Source organism: Salmonella sp. 741265116_PST (genome assembly GCF_046567715.1).
GTDB classification, from domain to species: Bacteria; Pseudomonadota; Gammaproteobacteria; order Enterobacterales; family Enterobacteriaceae; genus Salmonella; species Salmonella enterica.
Genome location: NZ_JBKFPH010000003.1, coordinates 227397 through 247734, shown reverse-complemented (window position 1 = coordinate 247734; position 20338 = coordinate 227397). Strand labels below are relative to the sequence as shown.

At 49.6% G+C, this 20338-nt stretch carries 18 protein-coding genes; 11 read left to right on the top strand and 7 right to left on the bottom strand.

Annotated elements, in window-relative coordinates; all coding sequences use genetic code 11:
• Window positions 1-119 precede the first annotated feature (119 nt).
• A complete protein-coding gene (locus ACLD11_RS03930; RefSeq protein WP_411011328.1) occupies window positions 120-905 on the bottom strand; it encodes an OBAP family protein in 786 nt (261 codons plus the stop codon).
• A gap of 142 nt (window positions 906-1047) precedes the next feature.
• Window positions 1048-1377: an acid-activated periplasmic chaperone HdeB gene (gene hdeB, locus ACLD11_RS03925; RefSeq protein WP_001032161.1), complete on the bottom strand. Its 330-nt coding sequence runs from the start codon at window positions 1375-1377 to the stop codon at window positions 1048-1050.
• Window positions 1378-2145: 768 nt separating this feature from the next.
• Here hdeB and ACLD11_RS03920 point away from each other — a divergent pair.
• Window positions 2146-2781 (top strand): hypothetical protein, encoded by a 636-nt coding sequence (locus ACLD11_RS03920; protein WP_411014557.1) that lies wholly within the window; start codon window positions 2146-2148, stop codon window positions 2779-2781.
• Window positions 2782-2915: 134 nt separating this feature from the next.
• Entirely contained in the window at window positions 2916-3827 is a 912-nt protein-coding gene (gene hlyE / locus ACLD11_RS03915; protein ID WP_058331496.1) for a hemolysin HlyE, read from the top strand.
• A gap of 84 nt (window positions 3828-3911) precedes the next feature.
• Here hlyE and ACLD11_RS03910 read toward each other — a convergent pair whose 3' ends face one another.
• Window positions 3912-4343 (bottom strand): OsmC family protein, encoded by a 432-nt coding sequence (locus ACLD11_RS03910; protein WP_023218048.1) that lies wholly within the window; start codon window positions 4341-4343, stop codon window positions 3912-3914.
• A gap of 510 nt (window positions 4344-4853) precedes the next feature.
• Here ACLD11_RS03910 and bdm point away from each other — a divergent pair.
• From bdm to adhP, 4 genes are all read left to right on the top strand, one after another.
• Window positions 4854-5069, top strand: coding sequence for a biofilm-dependent modulation protein (bdm, locus tag ACLD11_RS03905; RefSeq protein WP_000495700.1), 216 nt, complete (start codon window positions 4854-4856; stop codon window positions 5067-5069).
• 94 nt (window positions 5070-5163) lie between these two features.
• Window positions 5164-5307 carry a stationary-phase-induced ribosome-associated protein gene (sra, locus tag ACLD11_RS03900; protein WP_000841559.1) on the top strand — a complete coding sequence of 48 codons (144 nt, stop codon included), beginning with the start codon at window positions 5164-5166 and terminating at the stop codon, window positions 5305-5307.
• 176 nt (window positions 5308-5483) lie between these two features.
• Complete coding sequence (locus ACLD11_RS03895; RefSeq protein WP_411011327.1) at window positions 5484-7181, top strand: NAD-dependent malic enzyme; 1698 nt, start codon at window positions 5484-5486, stop codon at window positions 7179-7181.
• A gap of 281 nt (window positions 7182-7462) precedes the next feature.
• Window positions 7463-8473 (top strand): alcohol dehydrogenase AdhP, encoded by a 1011-nt coding sequence (gene adhP, locus ACLD11_RS03890; RefSeq protein ID WP_000642447.1) that lies wholly within the window; start codon window positions 7463-7465, stop codon window positions 8471-8473.
• A 90-nt stretch (window positions 8474-8563) separates the two neighbouring features.
• Here adhP and fdnI read toward each other — a convergent pair whose 3' ends face one another.
• From fdnI to fdnG, 3 genes are read right to left on the bottom strand one after another with little or no spacing between them, the layout of a single operon-like run.
• Complete coding sequence (gene fdnI / locus ACLD11_RS03885; protein WP_000045658.1) at window positions 8564-9220, bottom strand: formate dehydrogenase-N subunit gamma; 657 nt, start codon at window positions 9218-9220, stop codon at window positions 8564-8566.
• Window positions 9213-10097 carry a formate dehydrogenase subunit beta gene (fdxH, locus tag ACLD11_RS03880; protein WP_000061602.1) on the bottom strand — a complete coding sequence of 295 codons (885 nt, stop codon included), beginning with the start codon at window positions 10095-10097 and terminating at the stop codon, window positions 9213-9215. Before fdxH ends, fdnI begins: the two co-directional genes overlap by 8 nt.
• 13 nt (window positions 10098-10110) lie before the next feature.
• Window positions 10111-13158 (bottom strand): formate dehydrogenase-N subunit alpha, encoded by a 3048-nt coding sequence (gene fdnG, locus ACLD11_RS03875; RefSeq protein ID WP_411011325.1) that lies wholly within the window; start codon window positions 13156-13158, stop codon window positions 10111-10113.
• A 277-nt stretch (window positions 13159-13435) separates the two neighbouring features.
• On the opposite strand from fdnG, the gene yddG reads away from it, so the two are divergent.
• The 3 genes from yddG to ACLD11_RS03860 all read left to right on the top strand — a co-directional run bounded on the left by yddG (window position 13436) and on the right by ACLD11_RS03860 (window position 16453).
• Window positions 13436-14317 carry an aromatic amino acid efflux DMT transporter YddG gene (gene yddG / locus ACLD11_RS03870; protein ID WP_000203795.1) on the top strand — a complete coding sequence of 294 codons (882 nt, stop codon included), beginning with the start codon at window positions 13436-13438 and terminating at the stop codon, window positions 14315-14317.
• A 523-nt stretch (window positions 14318-14840) separates the two neighbouring features.
• Window positions 14841-15929, top strand: coding sequence for a porin OmpD (ompD, locus tag ACLD11_RS03865; RefSeq protein ID WP_000769037.1), 1089 nt, complete (start codon window positions 14841-14843; stop codon window positions 15927-15929).
• 143 nt (window positions 15930-16072) lie between these two features.
• The gene (locus ACLD11_RS03860) at window positions 16073-16453 is read left to right on the top strand and encodes a GFA family protein (RefSeq protein WP_014343841.1); all 381 of its coding nucleotides are present in this window, start codon (window positions 16073-16075) and stop codon (window positions 16451-16453) included.
• 24 nt (window positions 16454-16477) lie between these two features.
• On the opposite strand, the gene smvA is transcribed toward ACLD11_RS03860, so the two are convergent.
• The gene (smvA, locus tag ACLD11_RS03855) at window positions 16478-17965 is read right to left on the bottom strand and encodes a methyl viologen efflux MFS transporter SmvA (protein WP_411011323.1); all 1488 of its coding nucleotides are present in this window, start codon (window positions 17963-17965) and stop codon (window positions 16478-16480) included.
• Window positions 17966-18082: 117 nt separating this feature from the next.
• Between smvA and ACLD11_RS03850 the strand changes: the two genes are divergently transcribed.
• The gene (locus tag ACLD11_RS03850) at window positions 18083-18661 is read left to right on the top strand and encodes a TetR family transcriptional regulator (RefSeq protein ID WP_411014556.1); all 579 of its coding nucleotides are present in this window, start codon (window positions 18083-18085) and stop codon (window positions 18659-18661) included.
• Window positions 18662-18874: 213 nt separating this feature from the next.
• Window positions 18875-20263, top strand: a complete 1389-nt coding sequence (locus ACLD11_RS03845) for a NarK family nitrate/nitrite MFS transporter (protein WP_058331494.1) — start codon at window positions 18875-18877, stop codon at window positions 20261-20263.
• The last annotated feature ends 75 nt before the right edge of the window (window positions 20264-20338 follow it).

Here is a 20338-nt window from a genome sequence, read left to right as displayed (position 1 = left end):
CGTTTAACCCATAACCTCTACAGCATCCGAAGAACAAGCATAGACTATGGGGCTAATCTTTACGTGACACTGTCACTTAACGGACGTTCTTTTTCGTATCTGCGTGTAAAACCGTGGAATTATTGTCGGGATTGCTCAGATGTACCGAAGTGCGCGGTATCGCCTCGCCCGTGTTCGCCAGAGCCCTGAACACGCTGTAGCTGGATAACCTCCCCCTGCTCCCAGGCGTTAGCCCCCTTGATAACGGGATGTTCAGGCAGATCCTGCCGCTCGCGTTTAATGGCCTGGGTATCAATTCCCAGGCGGCGATCCCGATCGGCCAGCAGCGCGGGGTCAAGCTGCCCGTCGCCAGTAAAGCCCATCATCAGCGCAGGGATACCCATTGGCAGGGTTTTATCCCGATCGGTATGCCAGGTGTGCCAGGTCTTGCCATAAGTATTAACAATCTTACTCATCAACGCCTTATCAGCGACCTGCGGTAAGCCAGGCGCCACCAGGCTACCGGATTTCACCTCGTACTGGTGGCTGTGCCACAGTTTTTTCTCCTCGGGAGGAAGTGTTTTAAATAAACGTTCGCTGATAATGTACTCCACCCCCATCAGGCGCGCGTTTTTCGTATTGCCGTCGTAAATCACCGCCTGCATGACATCTTCGTTCAGGACGGTAACGTAATGGTGCGCTTCCATCTGTCCGTTTTTATCACCGCTATAAAAATGGAACCCGTCAAGGTAGGTACTGATGGCATCGACAGGTGGTCTGGATTGAATAGCCGCCGCGCCTGTTTCCAGGGTACGTAATTTGGCAGAGGTTTTTTCCCCAGGAATAGGCGTTTGCGGCGGCGTATTATTGGCGCCACATCCGGCCAGAAAAGGAATGATAAAGAGTGTCAGCGGTAAAATTTTCATTAGGTCTCCATATAGTGAAAGGGCTCTAATGAAAATAGTGCAATACCACGTGATTGGTAGAAGAAATGGAAGATGTCATTTGTGACGGTGTCACAAATAGTAAAACCCGACACACAGGCCGGGTTTTGATATCAGTTTACTCTTATTTTGAGAGTTCTTTCTTGATTTCGTCTTTTATTTTGCTTAATTCACTCTGCGGGTTTTTCTTACAAAGCTCAACGGCTAACGGCACTGCTGTCGTCTCAGTTTCCTGGAAATCAACGTAGTCCCCGCCTTTAAAATCTTCATCTTCATTCAGCACCCAGAAAGCGACTGGCGCCATCGTCTGCGGATTGAGATCAACAAACTCCTGGCAGCTCATACCTTTAGGCGTAACGTTTGTTTTAGTAGTATCTGTTGCCGCATTCACGCTAACACTGGTTACCAGCGCTGCCACGATAATACCTGCTGTAGCAAGGGAGAATTTATTCATTGTTGTTGCTCCAATAATTATATAAATAACCTCTACATCTGCACGTTAACCCGTTAATGTAGAACGAAGAAATAATACCCCTCCTCTCTCAGGAATAAAGATCATCCTCCGTGATATGGCTATTAATGATATTTACGTTGACTGATTTTGATGTTTGCTAAAGAAAGCAACATGGCGAGCAGATTTTAGGGCGAAAAAGTAGACCGCGACAACAGCAAATGACGTGGTATGCGCTACGTTGAGCTGATGAAAGAGAACTTCGCTCTGACATGCTGTCGCAATCGCGCGCCAGCCAGACACAAACGGTGGGCAGAACAAACATCGTAAACAGATTTCCTGTCAGCATTCCGGAGGCAACCACCAGCCCTGGCCAAAACGGCTTGTGGCGTCTACGCCGCTGGCGAACTCTATCAGGGCTAAACCAACCACTATTGCCCCGGTAGTCATCAGCACCGGGCGCAATCGGATCTACAATACAATTTCATAGCATTTACAGATAGTCTGACAATTTCAGGTTTCCGTAATCATAAAAATCACCTTTCGTACACAAACTGTATACTTCCAGTAGATTTATTGTTATTTAGCACTATAACTGCAAGTAGTTGAATTCAAAGGGTAATAATTCAGGTATTATTGGACAGGGAATTTACATTATTAAGATAAATAAATGCTTATCGGTGAAGTGAGCGACGTTTAAGTTTTGTTGCAACCACGGCTTTATACTTTTTACGAGTGCTATTTTTTTGGCTAATTAAAAAGGTAAAGTTAATGAAACTATCCGTAACATTGACGTTTTTCGGTTACATGATGGCATCCAGTTTAGCACAAGCTAGCGGTATCAATATGTGGCGTGAACCCAAACCTGTTGTGAAAGAGGGTAAATATTACAGCTTAATCGTGGATCGTGGCGAGTTGCAGAAAGCAGTAAAAAGCAGCAATAACAACTATCTCTTTTCCGAAAAAGGTGCAGGAGTGAAACCGCTGGTATTGATCGGCTCTCCGGTAGAGATTAGCGAATTTATGTTGCAAAATAAAACTCGCAGTATTGAAAACCACATTAAAGGTCTACCTGACATTTATATGGGAGTGACAAAATATAAACCCAAACAACGTTTTACCGGCTTATTTCCGCTGCAGGATATATTGACTCAAACTGTTGAACAGGTATCGAAATTTGTGCCCGGTACCGATATCACCGATGCGGTGGGAATCCCCTCCGACCTAAAAGCATTACAGCAAGCCATTTTGGCTATGAAGCCAAAAGATAAAACCAGCAACAATATACTGTACGTCAAATTTAGCTACTTGCCGGAAGATGGAATGGTGAAAGTAGGAAGCAAAACAGTTTCTTTTGGTCGTATTCTGGAGAAAATGCAGCAGAGTAATCGTACCCTGCGTAGATAAGCAGGCAGCTGGCAGTATTTCCAGCTTCTGGAATGTTAACTAAAGCTACAAAAGTTATCTGGAGGTAATAGGTAAGAATAAGTTGTAAAACAGAGGTTTAATTGCAATTTATATATTTAAAGAGGCAAGTGATTATGACTGGAATATTTGCAGATCAAACTGTAGAGGTAGTTAAAAGCGCGATCGAAACCGCAGATGGGGCATTAGATCTTTATAACAAATACCTCGACCAGGTCATCCCCTGGAAGACCTTTGATGAAACTATAAAAGAGTTAAGCCGTTTTAAACAGGAGTACTCGCAGGCAGCTTCTATTTTAGTTGGTGATATTAAAGTTTTGCTTATGGACAGCCAGGACAAGTATTTTGAAGCGACACAAACTGTTTATGAATGGTGTGGTGTCGTGACGCAATTACTCACAGCGTATATTTTACTATTTGATGAATACAATGAGAAAAAAGCATCAGCCCAGAAAGACATTCTCATCAGGATATTAGATGATGGCGTCAAGAAACTGAATGAAGCGCAAAAAGCTCTCCTGGAAAGTTCACAAAGTTTCAACAACGCTTCCGGAAAACTGCTGGCATTAGATAGCCAGTTAACCAATGATTTCTCGGAAAAAAGCAGTTATTTTCAGTCACAGGTGGATAAAATTCGTAAGGAAGCTTATGCCGGTGCTGCAGCCGGCATAATCGCCGGTCCGTTTGGATTAATTATTTCCTATTCTATTGCTGCGGGCGTGATTGAAGGGAAATTGATTCCAGAATTGAATAACAGGCTAAAAGCAGTGCAAAATTTCTTTACTAGCTTATCAGCTACAGTGAAACAAGCGAATAAAGATATTGATGCGGCAAAATTGAAATTAGCCACTGAAATAGCAGCAATTGGGGAGATAAAAACGGAAACCGAAACAACCAGATTCTACGTTGATTATGATGATTTAATGCTTTCTTTACTAAAAGGAGCTGCAAAGAAAATGATTAACACCTGTAATGAATACCAACAAAGACACGGTAAGAAGACGCTTCTCGAGGTTCCTGCCGTCTGATACATTTTCATTCGCTCTGTGTACTTTTAACAGCGATATTCAACAGCCCGATAAACAAGAGTCGTTACCGGGCTGGCGGAGTTATCAGGCGTTAAGCTGGTAGTCGAGAGTGATTTCCGCATTCAGAACCTGCGAAACCGGGCATCCGGCTTTTGCTTTCTGGATGATTTGATCGAAAGTTGAAGCATCAATATCTGCTACCGCGACTTTGCTTTGTAGTGCAATTTTGGTAATGGCGAAGCCCGCATCCACCTTATCAAGCGATACGTCAGCGGTGGTGTCAATGGAGGTGGGCGTAAATCCAGCCTCTCCCAGCATGAGTGATAGCGCCATGGAGAAACAGGCCGCATGTGCGGCGCCGATTAACTCTTCCGGGTTGGTTCCCTGCGCGCCTTCGAACCGGGTATTGAATCCATACGGTTGTTGATTAAGCACGCCGCTTTCTGTTGATACAGTACCTTTACCCCGTTTGATGTCGCCTTCCCAGTGTGCCTGACCTTTCTTATGGATTGTCATTTTTGCTCTCCTGTTGGCTCAAAAAATAAAGTATAGACCATGCTGCTAATCTGCGTTGACCATGCCGATGGAGGTAGCCTGTTGTCAATTACCCGCACTTCAGATATAGAAAATGGTTTATGCTTTTTCATTTATGGATATTAAACCAACAGGCCTCCCTTTCTTTAAAGAATATATCCCTCCTTTTATCCTTACTTTTTCTTCTGTAAGCGTATTCCATGATATATATTTTAATGTGTATTAAGCTTTGCTCTATCCCATTGTAATAAATGATAAAAATCGCAATAAGTAGTCTTTTAAATGTATATTAATTGACCACTATTTGTATGAGGATATGTAATTGGCAAACGTAATATATTTTCTTCTGGGGTAAACAATTAGAGTTCCGCCTTGCGTTAAAATAACTCCAGGACTAATCTTAACCACAGCCGCAAAAATATTTGCCATGCTGAATACGAATTAATTTTCTGCGAGCCGTACTAAATAAATACATGTTCACGGAGGCATTATATGTTTACTTATCACTCAGCAAATACCTCAGCAGCACAACCGGCCCTGGTCAACGCGATTGAACAAGGATTACGCGCGGAGTTAGGCGTTGTCACTGAAGATGATATTTTAATGGAGTTGACCAAATGGGTTGAGGCTTCCGACAATGACATCCTCAGTGACATCTACCAGCAGACCATCAACTATGTGGTAAGCGGGCAGCACCCGACTCTGTAAAACCTGCTATGCTGTATCGGCAACCTTAGGGGTTACGTTTCTTTCGCGTAAGCGAATTTGTCCTTAAAACTAGCAACAGGATTGAGGAGTTAACATGAAATCGAACCGTCAGGCTCGTCATATACTTGGACTGGATTACAGAATTTCCAACCAGCGTAAGGTTGTTACTGAAGGCGACACCAGCAGCGTGGTGAATAACCCAACCGGCAGAAAGCGCCGCGCCGATAGCCAAAAGTAATCGTACAGTCCTGAAATGACGTTAAACACCATTGCATCTGCAATGGTGTTTTTGTTTATAGGAATGACCTTAACGTCTCACAATGCTTTATACTCAGGGTCGGTTCCCTGGTGGAAGGCAATATATGATGATAAACGACGGTGCCAGGGACAGTTATTCGAAAAAGAGTGAGTAACATGGAAACTACAACCAAGAAAGCACGTTCCCTTTATATCCCTTACGCTGGCCCTGTATTGCTGGAATTCCCCCTGTTAAACAAAGGCAGCGCTTTTAGCGTAGAAGAGCGCCGCAACTTCAATTTGTCAGGGCTGCTGCCGGAGGTCGTCGAGTCGATTGAAGAACAGGCCGAACGCGCCTGGCTCCAGTATCAGGGGTTTAAAACAGAAATCGATAAGCATATTTACCTGCGTAACATCCAGGATACCAACGAAACGCTCTTTTATCGACTGGTGCAAAACCATCTTGAAGAGATGATGCCGGTTATCTATACCCCGACCGTGGGCGCGGCCTGTGAGCGCTTCTCTGAGATTTATCGCCGGGCGCGCGGCGTATTTATCTCTTATCCGAACCGTCACAATATGGACGACATTTTGCAGAATGTGCCTAACCACAACATTAAAGTTATTGTGGTGACGGATGGCGAGCGGATTCTGGGGCTTGGCGATCAGGGCATCGGCGGGATGGGGATCCCTATCGGTAAGCTGTCATTATACACCGCCTGCGGCGGCATTAGTCCGGCCTATACCCTTCCCGTTGTGCTCGATGTCGGCACCAACAATCAGCAGTTACTCAACGATCCGCTTTACATGGGCTGGCGTCATCCGCGCATTACCGACGATGAGTATTATGCGTTTGTCGATGAGTTTATTCAGGCCGTTAAGCAGCGCTGGCCAGATATCCTGCTACAGTTTGAAGATTTCGCGCAGAAAAACGCAATGCCGCTGTTGGCGCGCTATCGTGATGAGATTTGCTCCTTTAACGATGATATTCAGGGCACCGCAGCCGTGACCGTCGGTACGTTGATCGCCGCCAGCCGCGCTGCCGGCAGTCAGCTTAGCGAGCAGAAAATCGTTTTTCTCGGCGCGGGTTCCGCCGGATGTGGGATTGCTGAACAAATCATCGCGCAGACTCAGCGTGAAGGTTTAAGCGAAGACGCCGCTCGACAGAACGTTTTTATGGTCGATCGCTTCGGCCTGTTGACGGACCGGATGCCTAATTTATTGCCGTTCCAGGCTAAACTGGTGCAGAAATGCGACAATCTCCAGCACTGGGATATCGAAAATGACGTGCTGTCGCTGCTGGATGTGGTGCGTAACGTGAAGCCGGATATCCTGATCGGGGTTTCCGGCCAGACCGGGCTCTTTACTGAAGAGATCATCCGCGAGATGCATAAGCATTGCCCTCGCCCGATCGTCATGCCGCTCTCTAATCCCACCTCTCGCGTGGAGGCCACGCCACAGGACATTATCGCCTGGACGGAAGGCAACGCGCTGGTGGCAACCGGCAGCCCATTCTCGCCGGTCATCTGGAAAGATAAGATTTATCCGATCGCACAATGTAATAACGCCTATATTTTCCCCGGCATCGGACTGGGGGTTATCGCTTCCGGCGCATCGCGCATTACTGATGAAATGCTGATGTCAGCCAGTGAGACGCTGGCGAAACATTCTCCGCTGGTGAATAACGGCGAAGGATTAGTGTTGCCAGCGCTTAAGGACATCCAGGTCGTGTCGCGCGCTATCGCTTTTGCCGTAGGCAAAATGGCGCAGCAACAAGGCGTAGCGGTGAAAACCTCTGCGGAAGCGCTGCAACAGGCGATTGACGATAACTTCTGGAAACCGGAATACCGCGACTACCGCCGGACTTCCATTTAATACGTACCCGGCGGTGAATGCCGCCGGATATCACTTTCTGCTTTAGTTTTGGTGAGTCTGTCGACACACCTGCATTCCTTTTCCTGCTTATTTGTCAAGCTACTAATATTAGCCACCTTTATGTATTGAACGGGGATTTATCAGGATAATCCTGGCTAAACTATTACATTGTATTTCTGCCGCCTTGCATAACTCATCAGAAATATTAATCCTAAAGAGGTAATAGCACCTTACCTGCTATTACCTGCTATGCAGTTCACTATTAAGAAAAGGAGAAGGTTATGAAAGCTGCTGTTGTCACACAAGATCATCAGGTTGATGTTACTGAGAAAACGCTGCGTCCCCTTCGCCACGGTGAAGCTTTGCTAAAAATGGAGTGTTGCGGCGTATGCCATACCGATCTACACGTGAAAAACGGCGATTTCGGTGACAAAACCGGCGTCATTCTGGGACACGAAGGCATTGGCGTCGTGGCGGAAGTCGGTCCCGGTGTCACCTCGCTGAAACCCGGCGATCGCGCGAGTGTCGCGTGGTTTTATGAAGGATGCGGACACTGTGAGTATTGCAATACGGGCAATGAAACCTTATGCCGCAACGTGAAAAATGCCGGTTACACGGTAGATGGCGGCATGGCCGAAGAGTGTATTGTCGTCGCGGATTATGCGGTGAAAGTACCGGAAGGTCTGGACTCTGCGGCGGCAAGTAGTATTACCTGCGCGGGCGTTACCACGTATAAAGCGGTGAAGATTTCTCATATTAAACCTGGCCAGTGGATTGCCATCTACGGTCTGGGCGGTCTGGGTAATCTGGCCTTGCAGTACGCGAAAAACGTTTTCAATGCGAAAGTGATCGCCATTGATGTCAATGATGGACAACTGAAACTGGCCGAGGAAATGGGCGCAGATCTGACCATTAATTCACGTACGGAAGATGCGGCTAAAATTGTGCAGGAAAAAACCGGTGGCGCGCACGCAGCGGTGGTTACCGCGGTCGCTAAGGCGGCGTTTAATTCCGCAGTAGATGCCGTTCGCGCCGGAGGCCGCGTGGTGGCAGTCGGGCTGCCGCCAGAAGCCATGAACCTTGATATCCCTCGCCTGGTGCTGGATGGCATTCAGGTTGTCGGTTCGTTGGTGGGGACACGCCAGGATCTGACCGAAGCCTTCCAGTTCGCGGCGGAAGGAAAAGTCGTGCCAAAAGTCGCTTTACGTCCGCTTGAAGATATCAACGTTATTTTTAAAGAGATGGAACAAGGGCAAATTCGTGGCCGTATGGTCATCGATTTCCGTCGTTAAACGATTTGCTGCGGTCGTCTGAGTATACAGACAGCAGATGAAAACAAGGCGCTACGAGGATAGCGCCTTGTTTATCAGATCGCGAAAGAATTACTGAATACCTTTTTCGCTCTCTTTTTTTGCTTCCGCCTTCTCGATTTCACGATACCAGCGTGGATGATGTTTCTTCGCCCAGCGACGGCTGACCTTCCCTTCGATCATGCCTTTAATCGAGCCTTTCACCCAAAATGCCATATACATATGGATGAGGATCGCGTGCATTAAAATAATGCCCGCCGCCGCATGAATTAACAGGCTATAACGCACCACCTGCATGGGGAAATACTGCGCGAAATACGGACGCCAGATAATCACGCCAGTCACCAGCAGCACAAAAATCATACTCATAATGGACCAGAACATCATCTTCTGTCCGGCATTGTATTTGCCGACATCCGCCACCTTATGCTCATTGCCTTTCAATACTTCGACAATATTTTTCAGCCACGGAATGTCTTTTTTATCCGGGATGTTGTGGTGGACGAAACGCACGAACATAAACATCAGCGCGATGAAAATGGCAATACCGAAGAACGGGTGCAAAATACGTCCCATCTGCGGCGTGCCGAAGGTTTGCGTCAGCCATTGTAGCGTCGGGAAGAAAAACGAAATCCCCGACAGCGCTACCAGGAAGAAGCAGATCACCACCGTCCAGTGACAGGCGCGGTCGACAAATTTCGTGCGCACAATCATTTTCGACTTACTCATGATGATCCTCCTCATCGTCGTCCGTTTCTTTATTCGGGCCAATACCGATGTAGTGGTAAATCAGACCGGCGAAAGTGGCGATAAAGCCCGCTGCGGCCAGCGGTTTTAGCGCCCCTTTCCACAGATTGATTGAGGTATCGATCTGCGGATCTTTCGGCAAGCCGTGGTACAACTCCGGCTGATTGGCATGGTGCAGCACATACATAACGTGCGTACCGCCGACGCCCTGCGGGTTGTAGATACCGGCATGTTCAAAGCCACGCGCTTTTAACTTCTCCACGCGTTGCTCACCCAGTTCCAGCATCTCTTTTTTGGTGCCGAAGTGAATAGCCCCGGTCGGACAAGTTTTGACGCAGGCCGGTTCCTGGCCCACGCTGACGCGATCGACGCAGAGCGTACATTTATAAACGCGGTTGTCCTCTTTGTTGAGGCGCGGAATATTAAACGGACACCCGGCGATACAGTAGCCACAGCCGATACAGTGTTCAGATTGAAAATCAACAATCCCGTTCGCGTACTGGATGATAGCCCCGGCAGATGGACAGGCTTTAAGACAGCCCGGATCTTCACAGTGCATACAACCATCTTTACGAATCAGCCACTCCAGCTTGCCGTTCTGCTCGGTTTCGGTAAAGCGCATCACCGTCCAGGACTTGGCGCTGAGATCGGCAGGGTTATCGTACACCCCGACACACTGACCAACGTTATCGCGAATATCGTTCCATTCAGAACAGGCTACCTGGCAGGCTTTACAGCCGACACAGGAGGAGACGTCGATCAGTTTCGCGACTTCGGCTTTGTAATCACGCGCCTGCGGAGGCGGCGTGATGGCGTTTGTTGCGGACCGTTTAATAATGTCCTGCGTTTCCATAGACATATGTTCGCCTCCCTTACGCCTTCTCGATGTTAACTAAAAACGCTTTGTATTCCGGCGTTTGCGAGTTGGCATCACCGACATTTGGCGTCAGAGTATTGGCGATATAGCCTTTGCGCGCGACACCCTCAAAGCCCCAGTGAATCGGGATCCCCACCGTTTCAACCTGCTGACCGTTGACATGCAGAGTGCGAAGACGACGAGTTACCACCGCGACCGCGCGAATAAACCCGCGTTTACTGCTCACCTTCACATAGTCGCCGTTAGCAATACCTTTCGCTGCCGCCAGCGTCTCACTGATCTCCACAAACTGTTCCGGCTGAGCGATAGCGTTAAGTAGCGCATGTTTGGTCCAGGTATGGAAATGCTCTGTGAGGCGGTAAGTCGTGCCCACGTACGGAAACTGCTCCTTCTTACCCATGCGCAGCGCATCTTCTTCATACAGACGCGCCGCCGGGTTCGAGACCACATTCGGGTGCAGCGGGTTAGTGCCCAGCGGCGTTTCCATCGGCTCGTAGTGTTCAGGGAACGGCCCTTCCGCCATTTTATCAATAGCAAACAGACGTCCCAGCCCTTCCGGCTGCATGATAAACGGATTGGTCCCGCTCCCCGGCGCCGCGTTGTTAAAGTCCGGAATATCGTTCCCTGTCCACTTCGCGCCGTTCCACTGGATCAGCATCCGTTTTGGATCCCACGGTTTACCCTGCGAGTCCGCCGAAGCGCGGTTATACAATACGCGACGGTTTAGCGGCCACGCCCACGCCCAACCCAGTGTATTGCCAAGCCCTGACGGGTCGGCATTATCACGTCTGGACATCTGGTTGCCCTGCTCCGTCCAGCTACCGGTATAAATCCAGCAGGAGGAGGATGTCGTACCGTCATCGCGCAGTAATGCAAAACTGCTCAACAACTGGCCTTTCCTGGCAAGCAGTGTACCGTTGGCATCATAGAGATCTTCCAGCGCATAGCCGTTGTTCTCTTTCGCCACTTCTTCCGAATGCGGTTCATCCGGCTGCTTGTAGTTCCAGCTCATCTTCAATAGTGGTTCGGCGCCTTTACCGCCTTCTGCGCGATACATTTCACGCAGACGATGGTAAATACCGGCCAGAATCTCGCCGTCGTTACGCGCTTCGCCCGGCGCGTCCTGACCTTTCCAGTGCCACTGTAACCAGCGACCGGAGTTAGCGATAGAGCCATCCTCTTCCGCAAAACAGGTAGACGGCAGACGGAAGACTTCGGTCTGAATCGTTGTCGGATCGACATCATTAGATTCGCCGTGGTTCTGCCAGAACGTCGACGTTTCAGTCACCAGCGGATCGATAACGACCAGATACTTCAGTTTGCTTAAGCTTTGCACCACTTTGTTTTTGTCCGGGAAGGACGCCACCGGGTTAAAGCCCTGACAGAAATAGCCGGTGACTTTCCCGCTATCCATCATGTTGAAATATTTGATCACGTCATAGGACTGATCCCACTTAGGCAGCCAGGCAAAGCCCCAGTCATTCTCTTTCTGCGCCGCATCGCCATAGAAAGATTTCATCAGGCTGACGAAGAACTTAGGATAATTACCCCAGTAGTTGACCTGATCGGCCAGCGTCGCTTTGGGGGTATTCGCGGACAGATAAGTTTGCAGATCGGCCTGTTTTTCCGATGGCAGCGTCAGGTAGCCCGGCAGGCTGGTGGAGAGCAGTCCTAAATCCGTTAAGCCCTGAATATTAGAGTGGCCGCGCAAGGCGTTCACACCGCCGCCAGCCATCCCCATATTGCCGAGCAGCAACTGGATCATCGCCATAGTACGGATGTTCTGCGCCCCGACAGTATGTTGCGTCCAGCCCAGCGCATACAGGAAGGTGGTAGTGCGATCCGGAACGCTGGTAGAGGCCAACACCTCACACACCTTCAGGAAGTCTGCTTTCGGCGTACCGCAAATGTTTTCCACGACGTCCGGCGTATAGCGCGAAACGTGCTGCTTCAGCAGATTCCACACACAGCGTGGGTGCGTCAACGTTTCATCACGTTTGGCATAGCCGTTTTCATCGAACTGGTAGTTCCAGGAGGATTTATCGTACTGACGCTTTTGGGCGTCATAGCCGCTGAAAAGACCGTCATCAAAGGCAAAATCATCCCGCACCAGCAGGCTGGCGTTGGTGTAATGCTTAACGTATTCAGCGTTGATTTTGTTATTTTCGATCAGGTACAGCAAAACGCCGGACAGAAAGGTAATGTCTGTACCGGAACGTATTGGCGCATAGATATCCGCCACCGACGCCGTACGCGTAAAGCGTGGATCAACGACAATCAGCGTCGCATCGTTATTGTTTTTCGCTTCCATCGCCCAGCGGAAACCCACCGGATGCGCTTCTGCGGCATTGCCGCCCATCACCATCACGACGTTGGCGTTTTTAATATCCACCCAGTGGTTGGTCATCGCACCGCGACCAAATGTTGGAGCAAGACTTGCTACCGTTGGTCCGTGTCAGACGCGCGCCTGGTTATCTACCGCCAGCATACCGAGAGAACGCGCAAACTTCTGCGTCAGCATACCCGTTTCATTGCTGGCCGCCGAGGCGCACAGCATTCCGGTAGAGAGCCAGCGGTTAACCGTGACGCCCTGCTCATTCTTTTCAATAAAGTTGGCGTCGCGGTCGGCTTTCATTAATTTAGCAATACGAGTGAAAGCGTCATCCCAGCTAATGCGCTGCCACTTGTCGGAACCCGGCGCGCGGTATTCCGGATAGCGTAGGCGATCTTCACTGTGAACATAGTCCAGCAAACCGGCCCCTTTCGGGCACAACGCGCCACGGCTTACCGGATGATCCGGGTCGCCTTCAATATGGTAAATCGCTTCTTTCGCGTTTTTTGCCCCATCTCCCAGGCTATACATTAATAGCCCGCAACCTACGGAACAGTATGTGCAGGAGTTACGGATCTCTTTTGCGCGCAACAGCTTATAGTTTCGCGCCTGAGCCAGGGCCATTTTAGGGGTAAAACCCAGTGCGGCCACCGTTGTTCCCGCCATACCGCCCGCGCAGATTTTAAAAAATTGTCTGCGGCTGACGTCCATTGCTTTCCTCTTTTTTCCACGGATGCACGCCTCCTTCGAACTGCATCAAAACCTCAGTCCAGGATGCGTGTATAACTTCGCGAGGAAACTAACAGCAAAATCGATAACTTTTTTGCGTCAAATCAATATTGAAACGGTTCCGCTATTAAATAGCCCTATTTTTAAACTGCAATAACTCCAGGGAGGTACTAAAAAATGACACTGCATGGCATCGCCCTCGGAAAAAGTGCTATAAGTGGCAGTTTATTTTGCGCGGTATTCAGGACAGTCACAAAGCATGACATCACAAAAAGCAACGCTAATAGGGCTTGTTGCCATCGTTCTGTGGAGCACGATGGTTGGGTTAATTCGCGGCGTCAGCGAAGGTCTCGGACCGGTAGGCGGCGCAGCCATGATCTATTCATTAAGCGGCCTGCTGCTGATTTTTACCGTCGGATTACCTGATATCCGTCGTTTCCCGGGGCGATACCTCATCGCAGGCAGCGTACTGTTTGTCAGTTATGAAATATGCCTGGCGCTTTCTCTCGGTTATGCCGCCACTCGCCATCAGGCTATCGAAGTCGGCATGGTTAACTATTTATGGCCCAGCCTGACCATTCTGTTTGCTATTCTTTTTAATGGGCAAAAAACTAACTGGCTTATTGTTCCTGGATTGCTTATTGCACTTACTGGCGTTTGCTGGGTTCTGGGGGGCGAGAATGGTCTTAATCCAGGGGAAATTATCAGCAATGTCGCCACCAGTCCGCTAAGTTATTTACTGGCATTTCTTGGGGCGTTTATATGGGCGACGTACTGCACCGTCACAAATAAATATGCGCGTGGTTTTAACGGTATCACCGTCTTTGTGTTACTCACTGCCGTGGCGCTGTGGTTCCACTATTTTCTTACACCGCAGCCTGCCATGATATTTAGCCTACCGGTGATTGCTAAACTTTTTACCGCGGCATTAACGTTGGGGTTCGCCTACGCAGCATGGAATGTGGGCATACTTCATGGCAATGTGACTATCATGGCCGTAGGGTCTTATTTTACCCCCGTCATGTCCTCTGCTCTGGCAGCGCTGTTACTCAGCTCACCACTGTCATTCTCCTTCTGGCAAGGCGCAGTCATGGTTTGCGTAGGTTCGCTACTTTGTTGGCTGGCAACGCGGCGGCGCTAATAGCGACGGGCGGGCCGATGTTGATATTAAATCGACCCGCTGCACCTTGACACTCTTCATAACACAACTACGCTTTTATCTATCGCCTGTGTGTCTTTGACGATTTTTCATTTTCACGTGCTCCCCCTGCGCCATGCCAGGATTGCGCTGGTAAAAATGGATTTTATAAAATCGTTAAATATGTTAATGTGATGATATAATTATATTAACAAATATATAATTAACGCTAGCTGGCAACTGTATTAGTGCATATAATAATCAGCCGTTACTACCAAAAATAAAATCATAAACAGCCAAACAATCCCCTTCGAAAATATATTTTATTAGAAAATCCCTATTTAAATTAATACTCTCAAATGTATTAAGGAGATCTCGATCACACAAATTAAAATAATTTGTAATCTTATGAAACTTATTATTGAACTTATGCCACTCCGTCATTTAAAAATAGTCTGCCATTGACAAACGCCTCGTTTAACAATGGTTGAGGAAACACGCTAAGAAAATTATAAGGATTATTAAAATGAAACTTAAGTTAGTGGCAGTGGCAGTGACTTCCCTGTTGGCAGCAGGCGTTGTAAATGCAGCCGAGGTATATAACAAAGACGGCAATAAACTGGATCTGTACGGTAAAGTTCACGCTCAGCATTATTTCTCTGATGATAACGGAAGTGATGGTGACAAAACTTACGCGCGTCTGGGCTTTAAAGGCGAAACGCAGATCAACGATCAGTTAACCGGTTTTGGCCAGTGGGAATATGAATTCAAAGGCAACCGTACTGAAAGCCAGGGCGCTGACAAAGACAAAACCCGTCTGGCGTTTGCTGGTCTGAAATTCGCTGACTACGGTTCTTTCGACTACGGTCGTAACTACGGCGTTGCTTACGACATCGGCGCATGGACCGACGTTCTGCCAGAGTTCGGTGGCGATACCTGGACTCAGACTGACGTCTTCATGACTGGCCGTACTACTGGTGTTGCCACCTACCGTAACACTGACTTCTTTGGCCTGGTTGAAGGTCTGAACTTTGCCGCGCAGTACCAGGGCAAAAACGACCGTGACGGCGCGTACGAGTCTAACGGCGACGGTTTCGGTCTGTCCGCAACGTATGAGTACGAAGGTTTTGGCGTAGGTGCGGCCTATGCGAAGTCTGACCGTACTAACAACCAGGTGAAAGCAGCGAGCAACCTGAATGCTGCGGGTAAAAACGCTGAAGTCTGGGCTGCTGGTCTGAAATATGATGCGAACAACATCTACCTGGCGACCACCTACTCCGAAACGCTGAACATGACCACCTTCGGTGAAGATTCAGCGGGTGATGCGTTTATCGCGAATAAAACCCAGAACTTCGAAGCGGTTGCTCAGTATCAGTTCGACTTCGGTCTGCGTCCGTCCATCGCTTACCTGAAATCCAAAGGTAAAAACCTGGGTACTTACGGCGACCAGGATCTGGTTGAGTACATCGATGTCGGCGCAACCTATTACTTCAACAAAAACATGTCCACCTTCGTTGATTACAAAATCAACCTGCTGGACGACAGCGATTTCACCAAAGCGGCTAAAGTGTCTACCGACAACATCGTTGCTGTTGGTCTGAACTACCAGTTCTAATTTTGTTGTAGTCTGAATACAAAGCCAGTCCTTTCAGGGCTGGCTTTTTCTCTTGATGTAGACTCGGTCATAAGGAGTATGCCGTGCAGACGTTCACTGGTCGTTGTCTTTGCGGACAGAGCCATTTTACCGTTGACGTCGAAATGCTGGATGTCTATGCCTGCCATTGTACGCTGTGTCAAAAATGGTCGGGTGGAATAGCCATGTATCTGGAAGCCTGCGGGCAACCACAGCTAGCCCCCCTTTCCCCGGAACCGCCATACTTTTCATCCTCTTCACGCGGCGAACGCTACTTCTGTTCCGGCTGCGGGTGTCCGCTGTGGTTTCGGCTTACCGATACCGATCGCTATTTTATTCCCTGGACCTTACTGGAACTGAACGAAGTTGATCGCCGTCGGCTGATTCTGGCTGCGGAAATTTATACCGAAACCCAGCCTGCTTTCTGGCGACTGACGGGGCAATACGCACGCCTCAGCGGTAAAGAAGTTGAGGAAATGGACTCCCCCTGCCAGCTAGCGCATTAAGCGCTTATCTCATCAGGCGTTATGTTATCGGCGTTGGGCTTTTGCCAGGCTGAACCACATCCCTACCGCCAGCAAAAGAAGCATACTCCCGGCGCTGCTTAACGCCACGCTATGCGACCAGATAAAGGCCTGTCTGGCGGCGTCCAGTATTGCCTGCCCCAGCGTGGGCGGCAGGCTATTCGCCAACTGCACAGCTTCACCCATTGAAGATGACGCTCTGGCAATCTCTTGCGCCTCAAGCCCGGCAGGCAGACGGATAGAAGCGGAGAAGCTACGGCTTAACAACAGGCCGAAAATGGCAATGCCCAGTCCTGCGCCCAGTTCATAAGCCATCGTTTCGATCGCGCCGGCCGCCGCCGCTTTTTCTGCCGGCGCAGCGGCCATAATTGCCGACGTGGAAGCCAGCAATGCGCTGGCGGCGCTAAATCCCAGCAGCGCCATCAGCCCCCAGGCCTGCCATTGCTGGGTGCTGAAATCCGTCATCGCCAGACCATAAAAACTCAGCGCGCTTAACGCCATGCCGCCCGTCGCGACCAGCCGTAGTCCCAGACGCGAGACCAGCACGCCCGCAATCGGCCCGCTGAATCCACTGGCGACCATCACTGGCAGCATAAATACCCCGGCCTCATAAGGCGATAGCCCGTGAACAAACTGTAGCTCTTGCGCCATCAGCAGCTCAAAACCCACCAGAGTGATCATCGCGGTCATCGCCATCACGACGCCGCTCAGGATAATGCGATGGGTAAATAGTCGCATATCAATCATCGGACGCGATGTCGCAAGCTGTGTGCGGATAAAGAGTCCCAGGAGCAACGCGCCGGTAAGCAGGGTAAACGAGATGATCCACAGCGACAGATGCCCTTTCAGCGCGGTTTTAGCGCTATAGACCAACAGCAAAATGGCAATAATCAGCATCACCGCATGGCCAAGATTGAGCGGTTGATCGCGACGGCCCGCCTGGCGAGGAACATAACGGGCGGTTAAGCCCATGACGACCAGCACAATCGGCACGTTGATCAGGAAAACCGATCCCCAGTAAAAATGCTCTAATAATATGCCGCCGATGAGCGGCCCAAACGCCGCTCCGCCTGAACCTACCGCTGCCCAGACGCCCAGCGCCATGTTGCGATGCTTCTCTTCACAAAAGGTGGCGCGTATCCCGGCCAGCGTTGCCGGTACAATCATCGCCGCGCCAATAGCCAGTAATACCCTGGTGGCGATAAGCCAACTGGCGGTATGCGAAAACGCCGCCGCCAATGATGCCAGGCCAAAGAGCGTCCCACCCAGCATCAGCAGGCGTTTAAAACCGATACGATCGCCAAGCGCGCCCATCGGCAACACCATGCCAGCCATGACCAAAGAATAAATATCAATGATCCACAGCAGCTCGTTGCCGCTGGCCCCCAGTGTCATACTCAGTGTCGGGGCGGCGACATGCAAGACCGTGGCATCAATGGCGACAGGAATATAGACCAGCACAATAATGACTAACGTTAACCACTGACGAAACATAACTCTCCCTTCAAAAATTCAAATTTGGACGCTTGTCCAGTTTCAGGATCCTACGGTAAGTTGAACGAATGTCCAGCTTTTTGTTACACTGCGCGCATTGGCTAATGTGGGGAAAATATGAGTTACCTTAACCGGGATGAACGCCGCGAAGTGATCCTGCAAGCGGCGATGCGCGTGGCGCTGACAGAGGGGTTTGCCGCCATGACGGTGCGACGTATCGCATCAGAAGCCGATGTCGCCGCCGGCCAGGTGCATCACCACTTCAGCTCGGCGGGCGAGCTCAAAGCGCTGGCCTTTGTCCATTTGATCCGCACCCTGCTTGATGCCGGGCAAGTTCCGCCGCCCGCCACCTGGCGTGCTCGGCTTCACGCTATGTTGGGTAGCGAAGACGGCGGCTTTGAGCCTTACATAAAATTGTGGCGAGAGGCGCAAATTCTGGCCGATCGGGATCCGCACATCAGAGATGCTTATCTCCTTACGATGCAGATGTGGCATGAGGAAACGGTCACTATTATCGAGCAGGGCAAACAGGAAGGAGAATTTACGTTTACTGCTAACGCCACGGATATCGCCTGGCGGCTTATCGCACTGGTGTGCGGGCTGGACGGTATGTATGTACTGGGTATTCCGGAAATGGCCGATCCCGCGTTTAAATACCATCTGGATCGGATGATTACGCTTGAACTCTTTGCGTAAAGTTACAAATAATTTAATAAAAACCCCCTTTAATTTACAAATAGTAACAATTAAGAAACATCATATCTCCTCTTCGCGCCGCGCTGGCCTGGTTTTTTATCTATTCTTTCACTCAATATTCTAAAAAAACTTCAATAAGTTCTCAAAAGAGCGCGTGACGCTCTGGCTCTTTTTTGTGTTTTTTTCAAATGATATGCGCATGTGAGGGGTAAAATGACACGACAAAACGAGAATTATAATCGTTATCTCTTGAGTGACTGGCGACCTGAAAATCCAGCCTTCTGGGAGAATAAAGGGAAAGGCATCGCCAGAAGAAACTTATGGATTTCAGTAAGTTGTTTGCTCCTGGCATTTTGCGTCTGGATGTTGTTTAGCGCTGTTGCCGTCAACCTCAATAAAATTGGGTTTAATTTTACCACTGACCAACTCTTTTTATTAACCGCACTACCTTCTCTTTCCGGCGCAATATTACGCGTTCCCTACTCCTTTATGGTGCCACTGTTTGGTGGTCGTAAATGGACCGTATTAAGTACCGTAATATTGATTATTCCCTGTGCCTGGCTGGGATTCGCCGTGCAAAATCCTGCCACCCCTTTCGGGGTATTTATGCTCATCGCTCTGTTGTGCGGTTTTGCGGGGGCAAACTTCGCGTCCAGTATGGGCAACATCAGTTTTTTCTTTCCAAAAGCCAGACAAGGTAGCGCGTTGGGTATTAACGGCGGACTGGGAAATCTTGGCGTCAGTGTGATGCAGTTGATTGCGCCGCTGGTTATTTTTCTGCCGATATTTACTTTTTTAGGCGTCCGGGGCGTGCCGCAACCTGATGGCTCCCTGCTCGCCCTAACTAACGCCGCCTGGATCTGGGTGCCGTTACTGGTTATCGCGACGCTTGCCGCCTGGTTTGGTATGAACGATATCGGCAGTTCAAAAGCGTCTGTCGCCTCGCAATTGCCGGTGCTAAAACGTCTGCACCTGTGGCTGCTTAGCCTGCTGTACCTGGCGACATTCGGGTCATTCATCGGCTTTTCCGCAGGTTTCGCCATGCTCGCCAAAACGCAATTTCCCGACGTAAACATTCTGCAACTGGCGTTCTTTGGCCCCTTTATCGGCGCGCTGGCGCGATCGGCAGGCGGCGTGATCTCCGATAAATTCGGCGGCGTTCGCGTAACGCTCATTAATTTTATCTTTATGGCGCTGTTTACCGCCCTACTATTCCTCACGCTGCCAGGCTCCGGCGCAGGCAGCTTTAGCGCGTTCTATCTTGTTTTTATGGGCCTGTTTTTGACAGCGGGTCTCGGCAGCGGTTCTACCTTCCAGATGATTGCGGTGATCTTCCGTCAGATCACGCTCTACAACGTCAAACTGCGCGGCGGGAGCGATGAGCAGGCGCAGCGCGAAGCGGTGACGGATACCGCCGCCGCGCTCGGTTTTATCTCCGCTATTGGCGCTGTGGGCGGCTTCTTTATTCCAAAAGCGTTTGGCACCTCTTTGGCCTTGACCGGCTCGCCGGTGGGCGCCATGAAAATCTTTTTGCTGTTTTACATCGCTTGCGTCCTGCTGACCTGGCTGGTCTACGGGCGTCGTAAGCCTAAACAACAATAACAACATACGCACCTGTAGGACGGCCATCCGGTAATGGTTTAACGCCAAATCGGCAGGATGGCGGAAAATTTATCG